The organism is Nocardia sp. MH4, assembly GCF_019266065.1.
GTDB classification, from domain to species: Bacteria; Actinomycetota; Actinomycetes; order Mycobacteriales; family Mycobacteriaceae; genus Nocardia; species Nocardia canadensis.
The window spans coordinates 76,344-88,607 of sequence record NZ_LPNR01000106.1 but is presented as its reverse complement, the minus strand read 5'-3'; the positions used below and the strand labels follow the sequence as shown (position 1 = coordinate 88,607).

The 12,264-nt window shown below is 62.3% G+C and carries 13 protein-coding genes; 11 read left to right on the top strand and 2 right to left on the bottom strand.

The genetic code is table 11. From position 1 onward, the window contains the following. The first annotated feature begins 151 nt into the window (after positions 1-151). The 6 genes from ATM97_RS18845 to ATM97_RS18820 all read left to right on the top strand — a co-directional run bounded on the left by ATM97_RS18845 (position 152) and on the right by ATM97_RS18820 (position 3,569). Complete coding sequence (locus tag ATM97_RS18845) at positions 152-544, top strand: hypothetical protein (RefSeq protein WP_218719349.1); 393 nt, start codon at positions 152-154, stop codon at positions 542-544. A gap of 109 nt (positions 545-653) precedes the next feature. Beyond that, positions 654-977: a WXG100 family type VII secretion target gene (locus ATM97_RS18840; RefSeq protein ID WP_218719348.1), complete on the top strand. Its 324-nt coding sequence runs from the start codon at positions 654-656 to the stop codon at positions 975-977. After that, positions 974-1,270, top strand: a complete 297-nt coding sequence (locus ATM97_RS18835) for a WXG100 family type VII secretion target (RefSeq protein WP_308248544.1) — start codon at positions 974-976, stop codon at positions 1,268-1,270. The genes ATM97_RS18840 and ATM97_RS18835 overlap by 4 nt, the downstream gene beginning before the upstream one ends. Next, positions 1,271-2,686, top strand: coding sequence for an HNH/ENDO VII family nuclease (locus ATM97_RS18830; protein WP_218719347.1), 1,416 nt, complete (start codon positions 1,271-1,273; stop codon positions 2,684-2,686). 11 nt (positions 2,687-2,697) lie between these two features. Next, positions 2,698-3,147, top strand: coding sequence for an ankyrin repeat domain-containing protein (locus ATM97_RS18825; RefSeq protein WP_218719346.1), 450 nt, complete (start codon positions 2,698-2,700; stop codon positions 3,145-3,147). After that, the gene (locus tag ATM97_RS18820; RefSeq protein WP_218719345.1) at positions 3,144-3,569 is read left to right on the top strand and encodes a hypothetical protein; all 426 of its coding nucleotides are present in this window, start codon (positions 3,144-3,146) and stop codon (positions 3,567-3,569) included. Before ATM97_RS18825 ends, ATM97_RS18820 begins: the two co-directional genes overlap by 4 nt. Before the next feature lie 366 nt (positions 3,570-3,935). On the opposite strand, the gene ATM97_RS18815 is transcribed toward ATM97_RS18820, so the two are convergent. Together ATM97_RS18815 and ATM97_RS18810 are read right to left on the bottom strand one after the other, a co-directional pair. Further along, a complete protein-coding gene (locus ATM97_RS18815; protein WP_218719344.1) occupies positions 3,936-4,622 on the bottom strand; it encodes a hypothetical protein in 687 nt (228 codons plus the stop codon). Between the two features lie 390 nt (positions 4,623-5,012). Continuing rightward, on the bottom strand, positions 5,013-6,614 hold the full coding sequence (locus tag ATM97_RS18810; protein WP_218719343.1) for a hypothetical protein: 1,602 nt from the start codon (positions 6,612-6,614) through the stop codon (positions 5,013-5,015). 264 nt (positions 6,615-6,878) lie between these two features. On the opposite strand from ATM97_RS18810, the gene ATM97_RS18805 reads away from it, so the two are divergent. The 5 genes from ATM97_RS18805 to ATM97_RS18785 all read left to right on the top strand — a co-directional run bounded on the left by ATM97_RS18805 (position 6,879) and on the right by ATM97_RS18785 (position 12,208). Continuing rightward, positions 6,879-7,130 carry a hypothetical protein gene (locus tag ATM97_RS18805; protein ID WP_218719342.1) on the top strand — a complete coding sequence of 84 codons (252 nt, stop codon included), beginning with the start codon at positions 6,879-6,881 and terminating at the stop codon, positions 7,128-7,130. 1,150 nt (positions 7,131-8,280) lie between these two features. Then, a complete protein-coding gene (locus ATM97_RS18800) occupies positions 8,281-9,423 on the top strand; it encodes a hypothetical protein (protein ID WP_218719341.1) in 1,143 nt (380 codons plus the stop codon). An 86-nt stretch (positions 9,424-9,509) separates the two neighbouring features. After that, complete coding sequence (locus ATM97_RS35040) at positions 9,510-10,154, top strand: HIT domain-containing protein (protein ID WP_374104879.1); 645 nt, start codon at positions 9,510-9,512, stop codon at positions 10,152-10,154. Positions 10,155-10,273: 119 nt separating this feature from the next. Continuing rightward, on the top strand, positions 10,274-11,200 hold the full coding sequence (gene thiL, locus ATM97_RS18790) for a thiamine-phosphate kinase (RefSeq protein ID WP_218719339.1): 927 nt from the start codon (positions 10,274-10,276) through the stop codon (positions 11,198-11,200). Positions 11,201-11,506: 306 nt separating this feature from the next. Beyond that, complete coding sequence (locus ATM97_RS18785; RefSeq protein ID WP_218719338.1) at positions 11,507-12,208, top strand: hypothetical protein; 702 nt, start codon at positions 11,507-11,509, stop codon at positions 12,206-12,208. Positions 12,209-12,264: the final 56 nt, after the last annotated feature.

Genomic DNA, 12,264 nt, shown 5'->3' with positions numbered 1-12,264 from the left:
TAGTCCGGATCGGCACGAGCGGGGTCTCGCAGTTCAGGATCCTCGAGATCGACGACGCTTACGCCCGGACCGAGTCGACCCTGCAGACCCCCGGAACGTATGCGTTTTCGATGCGGCTGGTCGATCTGACCCCGTGGACTGACTGAGTGTGATGAGCGGCGGCAGGGACAAGTCGAGCAAGGTCGCGCGGACCGAAGGAACCTCTCCGCGGCCGCTGTACCCGCAGTTGCAGGGGCACTTCGCACGGACTGTGGTGGAGTCGCCGAAGCCGGTCTGGGTGCGCCTGGACGCCATCGTCATCCGCGATCCCGGCACACCCCGCCACGTCAACGGCGCCGGACTGGACATGACAGGAGAACGCCCCGGCCTGCTCTCCCACTGGGTCCCCACCTACGCCGGGGACTGGCTGGGCCGGGTCACCTACTCGATCCCCTACGCCGACGGACGCCCACCGCTACAGCTGACCGATCAACTCGTACCCGCCTACGCACTGCGCCCCAGATCCGAATACAAGGACAATCCGGCCGGGCAAGCACAGCGCTGACCTCGCCGCTGGTCCGATACTCTGTGGAACCGAAACCGGACCGGGCGCGTCCAACAAGGCAAGAAGACGGGTTCGGCGTCGCCGGCTGGAGAACGAGGGGGAATCTTTGGTGTCGGGTGAGGGTGAGCTGCATGTCGACGTCGGTGAGCTGCGCAGCACCGCGGCGTTTGTTGCCGGCCAAGCAACCGCGATCCGGGACCGGGTGAAGAACCTCGACGACACCATCGGTAAGGAACTCCTCGCCGATGGCTGGCAGGGCAAGGCCGCCTCCGCCTACGACGAGAGCTGGCTGGAATGGAAAGCCGGCGCCGAAACCGTCGCCGCGGCACTGACCGAGTCCGCCGACAAGCTCCTCGAGGCCGCCAACGCCTACGAAACCCAAGACCAGGCCAACGCCGCGGCCACCGAGCGCATCCACGGACAGCTGCCGTGACCGGCGATGACCGGTTCCGGGTCGACCTCGAACAGCTCGACGCCGCGATCACGACCATGGAAGCGTTCGGTGCCGAGGTCGCGGGCTGGTTGACCGATGTCGAACGCCGCATCGCCGAGCTGCATTTGAGCTGGGCCAGCGAGGCCGCGACCGCCCAGCGCGCCGCCCACGACAAATGGGTCGCCGGCGTCGATGAGATGCAGGAAAACCTCGACGAACTGCGTGAGGTCGCCCGCATTGCGCACACCAACTACACCCGAGCCATCACCCACAACACCCGGATGTGGCCGTAGATGGCGCCGGTGATCGTCACTCCCACCGAAATCCGCACCGCGGCAACAGTCTTCGAAAACGCCCACGGCCTGGCGTCTGCCAAGATCCGCGCCATGGCCGCCAACCTGCAGCAATACGGTGGCTGCGCGGGCAGCGACAAGCCCGGCCGGGACTGGTCGGCCAGCTTCGACCCCGCCGCCAAGGACGCGATGACCGCGGCCGCGGCCTGGGTGAGCGGACTCGCCCAGATGCACGACCTCCTCGAGGCCACCGCGACCAACCACGCCAACGCCAACCAACTCTCGGTCATCGGTGGCGCCGACACCGACCTGGCCTTCGGCGCCGGTTCGCTGGCCTGGATGCAACCGATCACCCTGCCTGCCCTGTTCGGTGGCAGCTCGGAAGCGCCGTCGTGGTGGGACAAGATCGCCGAGTACACCCAGGGCGAGGTGTGGCCCAGCGGCAACCCGGAGAATCTGCGCAACGTCGCCACCCAGTGGAGCTTCTACGGCGACGAGCTGCTGCCCTACCACAGCTTCCAAGCCGCCCGAGACGCGATCAGCGGGCAGCAAACCCCCGAAGTCCAGCAGATCCTCGACCAGATCACCATCCTCGAGAACCAGGGCAAAACCCTCACCGCCCAGTTCAAGATCCTCGCGAAATCCTGCGCCGACTACGCCCTCGCGATCGAGAACACCCGCAAGGAGATCCTGACCCTCCTCGGCGAGTTCGCCGCGGTCTTCGTCATCGGCGAAGTCGTGTCCTGGGGTCTGGCCAGCTACAGCTTCGGCCTGACCGCGGCGGGCGGGACCGCGGCCTTGGCCGCGCGGGCGGCTGTCGTGGGCAGCAGAATCGCCACCCTGTGCCGCAATCTCGCGACCACCGCGCAGATGACCGGGTTGCCGGTCGTCGCGGCCTCGGGCGCGTTCGCCCGCTCGGTCGCCGAACTGTCCCCGCTGCTGGCAGCCCAGGCCGGGCTGGCCACCGCCGAGGCGACCGGCGCGATCAACCCCCTGACGTTGGACGACCTGCGACTGTTGTCGCGGACCCGGCCGTATCTGCGGGTGACCACCACCAGACCGGTCCAGGAGGCGGCGCCGAAGGTGACGGTCAACGGGCAAGAGTTCTACCTCAGCGCCACCGACCCCACTGTGCTCATCCCTGTGAGCGGCAAGTACTCCGACCCAGCGATCCGGCAACTCCCGATGGACGCACGCAATGAGTACTATCTCGGCGCCAACGGCATGAAGTACCCTGTCAACTCGACACCGGTCATGGGACACGAAGCAGGTCACGAGTTCTGGCGCCTACGCGAAGAAGCAATGCGACAAAATATGACGTGGGCCGAATTCCGGGACTACGTCAACAATCCGAGCTTCTATCGAATCGAAGACGCGCCCGGAAACTCCCGACACATCTACGAAGCGCCGAGATAAAGGGGTCGACTGTGTGGAAAAAACCGAAGAAGCAAGAAATCCAACGCGACCGCGCGGGACGCACCGAACTGCACTACGCCGCCGCCGACACCAACGGCGCCCGCACCGCGGAGATCCAACAGCTGCTTACCGAGGGCTACGACCCCAACGACCGCGACGAAGCCGGCCTCGCTCCCCTACACTTCGCCGCCCAATACGGCGGAATCGACACCGTGGCAACACTATTGGACGCAGGTGCTGACCCCAACGCCCAAGACGACAAGGGCGACACCCCCCTGTTCTATGCGTTCCGCAGCCCGTGGAGCACCCCCGAGGTCGTCCGGCTACTGCGGGACCGGGGAGCGGACGCCGGCATCGAGAACCACCGCGGACAGTCTCCGCTGTGGCTGATCCAGATGATCTCGAACAAGCCCGGGATCCGTTCCCTGTTCGTCGACGACGAAGGCAACGACCAACCATGACTTCAGCACCAGACTGGGACCGAGAACTCGACGAACGGCTCCGCGACATCCGCCACCACGCCGCCGAGTTCTCCACTGCCCTGTCACGACTACGAGGTCACGGCACAGCCCGCGGCATCACGGTCGAAGTCGACGCCACAGGCGACATCACCTCGCTGCGGATCGCACCCGGCGCGATGTCGTGGAGCGCCGCGCAACTCAGCCACGTCCTCGTCGAGTGCCACCGCAGCGCACGCACAGACATCAAAGCCCAAGCCGCCCGTCTTCTCCAGGCGGCGGACCCACAACTCCGCGCAGGCATCGAAGAACTGCAGGCAGACTCGTCGAACCTAGCGAGTACAGCCCCGGCTGCCATGACCGAGGCTGAAATTCAGGCAGCGGACGACGCCTACTTCGCACGGCTCAATGGCGAGGATTGGTAGACCGAAACAACTGCCGAAGTGTCCGCTTCGAGCTCAAGTGTGCGATTTTCCGCCCTAGCGCGGAAGCTACACGTAGGGCGCCGCGGTAACCTTAACGCCGACCGTTAACTCCTCTGTGCGCTGATCCATCGCCGCCTCAGAGAAGGCATCCGCCAGCGCCAATAGACGGCGCTGATGCCGGTGTGTCAGCGGTGAACGACTCGTCGGCCATGGTGTTGCCGAGTTCGCCGCAAGCCCCTCGCAACGTCGATCGGCACCACGACTTGATGTCGGATTCGGTGTCAGGCGATGGCCATTGCCCTGGAAGCCTCGACGGTGGACACCGATGACGGACGGCCCGATCGCCGAGGCTCGCAGCGGTCCGGACTAGGCCAACATGCTCGCGACCTCAGTGAACGCCTCGGTTATTAGATCACCGTTGCGCCGGCCAGTGTCCTTGTCCGTCTGATTGATCGACAGCGGCCCGGGATGGGCCGTAAACCGAACCTCCGCGCCATGAAAGCGTTGGCGACGGTGGCCGATCGCGGCGTTCCAGGCAGGCCACGTCTGCGACTTGCCCATCACTATCACTGCCGCAAGATCGCCAGGAAGGAGCTCGATGATCTCCTCCAGATAGGGCCGGGCACGCCTCGCCTCGGCCGCAAGCGTTCGCGGTTCCTTCGCGGGGTTTGCCACCCACCACGGTATGACGTTCCAGCCGATGCAGTCGGAATAGCGTAACGATGTCTCGAGTCCCAGGCGGTACACGTTGTGGGCAGTCTGGTCGTTGTTGTGGCGGCTGATGAACCCGGATTCGCCGTCCGCCGCGCCTGACGGGTCTTGGAGTAGGAGTAGCACCTTTGCGCCGTCCGAAGCCGCTCGGGGATCGAAGTAGGGGATGCTCTCGCCGGTTGCCGCCCGGACACCGTCGACCCACCGGTTCAGCGCTCCGATCGGACCGTTGTATCGTTCGGCCATCCGTTGGTTGACGTTGTCAGGAGTGACGATCTTGCTGAGGAGTTCGCCGCGGTCGTACGCGATCCGATTCTTCACACCACGGTAGGAGCGGGTCACCATGGCTCCTTCATCGAATCACAGAGGGCCTCCGTTAGCGCCCCGACATCCGTAGTCGCACCACTCAATCGGCGGCAACGGGAAGCGACGGTGACCACGTTCCGGGATCTTTGCTGGTCAGGGTGGTTCGAGTGTCGGCTTTTGGCGCTGAGACTTGCGGACTCTGCGGTTTCTCGGCAAAGCGCTCGTCTGCCGCAGCCCGCTGCCGAAGGATTGCTTCGAACGCAGCTCTGTCAGGAGCAGGTTCCGCGCGTCGAGCAATGCGTGCTGGTACGTAGGGGTGACACTGGCCAGGACGGATCAGAAGGGCGGCGTTACCGCGTATCCGAGTGGCTCGATGATGTACGGGCCGAGTGCGTCAAGACAACGTCAAGCTGCGGCGTACGACCGTCACAGCCTATGTATTGCCCGACCCATCAGGAAGGTCCGAATGGGGTCTAGGGCGTTAACCAGCGTGGCGACTTGTCGCTTGTCCATCACATTGCCCAAAACAGCACGGTGAACGAGGTCATTGATATTGCGCAGCAAGTGGTCGATAGTCTGCTCGCCAGTGGGCGTCGAAGGAAGGTCTGAATTGCCGCTGAGGCTAACAATTTTCGTGCGGGCGACTAGGGTGTCAGCCCTCGACATTCCGGCGAGCCGGGCGGCGCAGCCACTCACCCGCGAGGTTGTGCTCACTCGCTCAAAGCAGCTGCAGGCTCGGTTGAGCAACAAGATCCGCACGTGGTCTGGCGGTCCGAGTGATGTGCCGAAGCGGTCTTCAATGTCCTGGTCGCTCATATCGGCTTGGTCTGCGAGGTAGCGGGCGATCAGGTAGTCACCCGGACCTTGAAAGCGGAGCGCGCGAAGCAGCGCGGTCGCCTCGACTGATTCGCCGTCCACGAGCTTAAACAGCGCTTGTGCATCGACCTTGAGCTGGCGGTTCTCGTGATCATTGGTCTGGAACAGTCGGAGAAGGTCGGTACGCGTCTCGTCGAGTTCTCCGGCCTTCAGCAGTTCCGGATAGGCCAGGCTCACCCCGGCCAGGCGCGCGACCAGCATCACGATGTCGGTCGTGTCGGCGTGCTCCGGCGGTTCCCCCTTCCGTAGACGATGCAATGCGACCACGACCTCCTTGAGGGAGGCGATCTCGTCCTCTGGCAGTTTGCCGATCATCGCCTCGGCACGAGCAACATGAAACTTGGACAGCACTGCTCTGACGCGCAGCCCGAGCCGCTCGCTGATCTGCTGGTCCCACCTCTTGATGTGGATGATCGCCTGAAGGTGCTGCGGTTCGTGCAGTGCACGTTCGACCATTTGGCGGGTCTGTTCGACGCTGTCGCCGTCGCTGTCGTCACTGATCTGCTGGATGAGCCGTGCCTGCTCAGAAGCACCGTTCCCACTACCGCCCGGCCCGCTGGCAAAGTGCCGGTGAGCCTGCACTGCAACGTCGTTGATGGCCAACGCGCAATGGAGCGCCTCGTGAATCGAACTCGCATCGAGGCGAGCGCGGACAGTCTTGGCGCACTCGATGATCTCTCGCGCGTGCATCAGCAGGTCCGCGGGTTTGCCTGACAGCTTGGTCACCAACGCAAGGCCCGACCGCGCCAGATCAGCGTCGTCGTCGGCGCCAGCAGCTGCCACGAACCGATTTCGCAGTTCTTCGGTACCGATAGGTGCGGCGATGATCTTGTCGCGCCCCTCACGGTCGTAATATTCCTGGGCCCAGTGCCGAATGTTGTCCGGCGGCGTGATCCCGGGGGTGATGCGGCAGCGCTCGGTCAGAGCCGCGCAGACCTCGGCCCAGTCGTGAAAGTGGTTCCGAAGTGTCGACACATGGATGTTCGCCTGCTTCGCCAAGGCGGCCCGAGTCGGCTCAGTCAGGAAGGTCGAGCTGGCTTCGGAGCTGTTGGTGACCAATGCATACGCAGCGTCCAGGATCTTTTCCCGCGTATTGCGCTTGCGGGCGACATCCGACTTCCGCGCGGCCGAATCCACCACTGCGACCGGCATCCTTCCCCCTGAATCGACGCCAATGTGTGGCCAATCCACAGCACCGACGCAGTGGTCGCGGTCCGACCTCGATGTTCAGGAGGCCGCGCCACTTTCGGACTTCGATCGTAGCTGTACATACGCCTACGCGGCAGTAATCTGAGGAATGCGGCGACTTCTCGTCGCAAGAGAAGTGGCGCCTCCCGGCCAGGGGAAGCGCCACTAACGGCAACACATCAGCTAGTTCTCCAACTCCCAGTCAGATCACCAACAGGAGGTACGCCCTTGCCCCAAGGTACGCCCGACAAGTCTCGTTCCGGTAAAGATCAGCCGAACACTCTCGATGACCTCTCGTTCGACGTCGTCATGCACGGCTCCTTCCGGCTCAGTGGACGAAAGCTGCTGAGCAAGGCGAAGAAGCTGAAGTGGCCAGCTATCACGGTCGGAGTCGTGCTGTGCATCCTGTATGGGCAGCAGTTCGAAGTCGAGATCCGCCCCGGCTCTCACACTCCCGTCGACATCAGCCGGAACCCGTAGCACCCGAACTGGATCGGCCACATGCACGGCAGGGGACCCTCGTCGGAGGGCCTCCTGCCGCGCCAGCACCACTACCGGGTGCGTTTGCCCGTCGAGGTCTCTCCGGCCGGATCAGCGCTCGTGGGCGCGCACGATCTCGGTTGCGGCCGGATCACTTCGCTTCACCGGCTCGGTAGGTGTGCATTCATCACGAACCCGGTTTGGCTGCCATCACCGTGATCGGCGCGTACAGGTGCTCGCGCGCGGCGGGTTCGACAGGCGGACCGCCTTTGCCGTGCTGCAGCTCAGCGCCGGCGAACGGCAAGGAGTGAGAGCGGGCCTCCGGTGCTCAAGGTCGATTCGTACCCAGCAGGATCGAGCCAAGGCGACCGGGAACCTGGTTCATGACGCCGCGGCGGCGTCGCCGGGGATGAGGTTCAGTGTGGACGTTGGGCGTGTTGACGCCTTCGGCGAACTTCCTGCGGGGGCAGAGCGGGCCCAGGCGACCTCGGTGGATCCGGCACAAACCTGCGCGATGCTCTACTTGACACCTGAAGCGTCGGCGGCGGAACAAGCGCGAAGCTGCGTCCGACCGCTTGCGACCACTACATCGAACTCACCAGTGAAAGGTCGCGAACTGGCGCACATTTGCATGTAGTGCGATATCCTCGCTGCGAATGCGCGATCTCTCTGCGGATGCGCGTCGAAGTCTTCAGGTCGAGGCCAAGCCAGCGCTGGCACAGACATGCGATGGTCTGCCCCTACCTGTACCGCGGGCTATGGCTGCCTCCGCAGCAGAGGAGGGTGCGCGCTCGATGAGGCTGGATACGGCTGGTGCGGCGTTACGGCACGCCCGCAATGGGGACTGACAGTCACACGGCGACGGCGGGGCCAGCTTGGCAACCCGACCTCCACCCACTGATTGCATCCCGAGACAGGCCGCCCCTCACCGCGTCGGACTCCGCGAGCACCCGTGCGCGGCAATGTTGCTGAGCCGTCAGCGAATTCGACAGATCGATCTTCGAGGTTCACCAGGTTAAGGGAAGGAGATGCATGGCGATGGCCGCAGCGAAATAGCCCGACCCAGCGCGCTGGTTCAAAATGGAACCTGCCGCCAACCCTCCATTTTCGACTTAAACACTAATCGCGGCGCTAATGAACGGGAATTCGATTGAATCCACAGATACAGGTCGACCTGCTGAACTCAGACGAATTCGAGATCGTCAAAAAGGCGGTTGAGACAAGCGGCTGGTCAGAGGCGTCGGTTAGGCCATTTACTAGATTTGGATTCTCAGGCGCAAAGATGCTAGTGGTCGAGCGTATTGACGAACCGGGTGTTCCTCAAATATTGAAGATATCCACCGAGAAGGACATTTCCGAGGAGCTGAGAGGACTTGAACTAGCCAAAAATAAGGTTGCGGGAGTTCGGATGGGTGTGCGCGTCAGCGTCGCTGGCATCTCCATTCAGGGCGTCTTGTATGAATTGCATGAGAGCGCGGACGGAGGCGATGGCGTCGCGGACCTGAATGACATCTACAATATATGCCTAGATTCGAATGATGAAGACTTGCCTAATCAGAAGTTGTTTCCAAACCTGGACGCCGCCCTGGGGCGATTCGGCAAGGCCCACGTTCTCATCAACAGCTCCGGACCAAATCCAACGTACGGTCAGGTTTTTCGGCGCTACCAGCGAGAAAAGCACGATAGTCGCATCGCGCGCCTGTTCGAAGGTAATCCCCAAGGATTGCATCTACACGGGGTGGCAGTTCCCCACAACCCACTGGGCCCACACCAGCGGAAGCTGCAGCGTCGCAGAGTTGGGAAATTCCGCGCGAGCTTTATACATGGCGATCTTCACCCCAGCAATATCGTACTATCAGATCTTCTCGGTCTAGATCTAATTGACTTCGCTTGGGCACACACAGAAGGTCACCTGTTTCTGGACTATGTAATGCTTGAGTCCTCGATGAGATTCAAGGCTTTCCCGCGGGATATTAATCCGCATTGCCTTCTCGAAGTCGACAGGGAACTAAATAGGACGCTGCTTGGCGATGCCTACGAGATCGCTTCACAATTCCGGGGCGACTTCGCCCGACGCAGGCTGACGGTAATGGCCAAGTCGGTGATGACGGTACGCGAGAGGCTCGCTAGTGTGCTCGGAAACCAAGGCGCCAAGTTCAGCCAAGGAGAGATCGACACCGAGTATCAGCGAGTGATGTACCTCGTCCTTGCTGGACAGGAGAAATTCCAATCATTCCCCCTTCTCCGTACCACACTGAACCTCCATCTGCTCCGGGAGGCTTTGGACCTGTGAGCTTTTCAGTCACCCGATGCGACGACTCCGGACTCTGCCAGGCTGCTGACGAGTTCCGTGCTTCTATTCATTCAGCACGTCGGTACATGAACTCTCGTACAAGTGCGGCTCTCGTGGACATCTCGCCTGTGTCGTTGGGGCACAGCTTAGTCGTGCCAGTCGCTCACGTTACATCAACCGATGCACTAACTTCGATCGAGTTCCTAGACGTTTGGGCGCTCGCAGAACAGGCGAGATGCCGCATCTCTTCAAAATGTGCCGAGCAACCGGTTATTTTGCTCGAGCACGGCCTCTCCTCAAACTACGAGGGACCGTCGTGCGTACGGCACGCACATATTCACGTGTGCCCGATCGACCCGAGATTGCGGACGTGGCCCGATCTTGAAAAGGTCCTTTGCGAGAACCTCCTTCACGTCAAAGCTGCTACGTCACTAGAATCGGCGATGAACGCGGCGCAATCGATGGATAGCTACGTCGTCGGGTCGCTCGGTCCTTGGTGGTTCACCGGCAAGCCCCGACCAAAGATTCGCCAGGTGACGCGGGCAATCCTTTGCTCCTTATCCACAGAGCCACCCGAAGATGTCGACTGGTTCATAGGTGCTCTTGGAAAGCAATTCGATGCCTCGTTAAGGCTTCTTGACTGCTCAGCAGAGTCAGAGGAAACCTCAGAAACGCTTTCCGCCTGCAGTTCCGCATTTACGCATCCGAGCACGATCTGCGAGAAAGAGTGAGCATGTCGAACTCCGACGAACCGACAAAGCTTTCAGAAATCGTTACACCCCTTTTCGGGCCCACACGAGCGAATCTGCAGGGTCTCCGGAATGGGGCAACTGCGTCCCGAGTACTCAGCGTGGCCGAACAGGACGACTGCGCCGCGTTTCAGATCAGCGGTGAACAAACTATCGTTTTCGGGTCCGATTATGTACGCGGAACCAAGTTCTCGCTCTACGAGCTGGGCTTGCTCTCAAACTACGACATCGGCTGGTACCTCGCCGGCGCGAATTTGAGCGACGTCGCCGCTATGGGTGCCGCCCCACTCGGCCTGGTTAGCGTTGTCCGCTACCCGAAAGATATGCAAGATGCCGAGTTTGAGGAACTCATGCGCGGGATCCGCGACGGTTGCCGCGCGGCCGGCACTGAGAACGTCGGCGGTGACATCGGCACGGCCGAGCGAGTCATTCTGTCTGGAGCGGCGATGGGCACAGTCGAACCCGAAAATCTGCTCACCCGTTCCGGTGCGTCACCGGGTCAGGTGGTCGTTCTCACTGGAATGACTGGACTAGCCGGAGCCGCCATGAAGTACTTCACGCGGACCACACTTGTCCCATCCCTTTCAAGCAGCCACCTCGAGGTGCTGCTACACCCATGGCGTCGAGTGGCCCCTCGGTTCGCGCATGGCCGAATCTTCGCCCAGTCTTCGGGCGTCACAGCTTGCGTCGATACATCCGATGGACTCACCGGCGCACTGCAGGCCCTATGCGCAGGCAGCAACGTCGGCATCGATGTCGACATCGACCGTATTCCTGTGTCAGACTCGGTCGCGGCCGCTGCCAAGGTACTGGCCGTGCCAGTCCACGACCTCGTCTTCGGAGACTCCGTCGACTTCGAACTGGTTGCAGCAGTCGACAAATCCGCTGTGGAATCTCTCATAAGCGAGATCGCCGCAGCCGGTCTCGAACTCTTCATCATCGGCGAGATCACTTCCGGCCCCGAGTTGGCTGGAGTCCGTGACGGCACCCGTTCACAGTTGCCCGGAGAACCGTGGCGGCACAGGTAATTGGCGCCGCCCCAAATATCATCGGCTGCGGCCGTTCTGACCTGCCGCGGCGCGAGGCAGGGGAAGCGATCGGCGCAACCTCGGCTATAGCACCGACCCCAGCGTCCGATGACGTCTGTCGACTGTTGCCGAAGGCCCGCATACGGCATTGAGAAGCGAGCATGGATTTGGCGGTTGCGGATTCACCACGAATAGACGCGAGTCCGGCGCTTTGGGGGCCGCCCCGACTGTCACTTCGCTGAGGCCAGCCGAGTGACCACACCGAAGAACCAGGGAGGTCGGTGCCTAAGACTACATTCCGATCATATGAAGACAAACGTTTCGATCACCACGCTGGTCGACGTGGTCGCAGGGCTGGATCCGCGGCCTCGCGAACGGCAGTGGGTGAGTCTGACTTTCTGTGTCCTCGATGCCGTGTACAGCATCGGTGCGAACTACATCTACCACGTTGTGCCGGTCGTGGAGCGCGTAGCTGCCACCTTCGGAGTGGATGTCCCGGCGACTGCTCCGGCAGCGGCGGCGCTGACTGCCGACCCGGTCCCCCTCGGTGCGTTGCTCGGTCGGTATCCGGATTCGGATGCGCTTGTTGCGGTGACGAAGAATCGGCAGAACACATCCACACGGGGCGGGATCCGCAAAGCAGACGCCGTCCTGCGCTACGCGAGGATCCTGGACCGTCACGGTGTCAACACGTTGGCGGATGCGCGAGCCGCGTTGTCCAACGATCAGAAGTTCGAGCAGATCAACCACGCGTTGCGCAGGGTTCCGGGCGAGGGCGCTGCGGGTGTGAGGCGTGGGTACCTGTGGATGCTCATCGGCGACCAATGGACGGTAAAGCCCGATCGGATCGTACTTCGATGGCTGTCACGAGCCGGATTCCCTGTCGACGAGAAGGGAGCGCGGCGCCTACTGCGCGAGGTGGCGGAATCTCTAACCGACCGACTCGGTCGTGACATTTCACCGTGGGAGGTGGACCACGCGATTTGGCGCGCAGGAAGGCCCACATAGGGTTTCGGCCAGCACGCATCCACCCCTGCCGCTGAGATCCGTTCGCGGTGTGAACT

Bases quoted from the DNA above. Each gene is read 5' to 3' on its own strand.
- ATM97_RS18845 (WP_218719349.1), top strand. From the start codon at position 152: ATGAGCGGCGGCAGGGACAAGTCGAGCAAGGTCGCGCGGACCGAAGGA.
- ATM97_RS18830 (WP_218719347.1), top strand. From the start codon at position 1,271: ATGGCGCCGGTGATCGTCACTCCCACCGAAATCCGCACCGCGGCAACA.
- ATM97_RS18820 (WP_218719345.1), top strand. From the start codon at position 3,144: ATGACTTCAGCACCAGACTGGGACCGAGAACTCGACGAACGGCTCCGC.
- ATM97_RS18810 (WP_218719343.1), bottom strand. From the start codon at position 6,614: ATGCCGGTCGCAGTGGTGGATTCGGCCGCGCGGAAGTCGGATGTCGCC.
- ATM97_RS35040 (WP_374104879.1), top strand. From the start codon at position 9,510: ATGAACTCTCGTACAAGTGCGGCTCTCGTGGACATCTCGCCTGTGTCG.
- ATM97_RS18785 (WP_218719338.1), top strand. From the start codon at position 11,507: ATGAAGACAAACGTTTCGATCACCACGCTGGTCGACGTGGTCGCAGGG.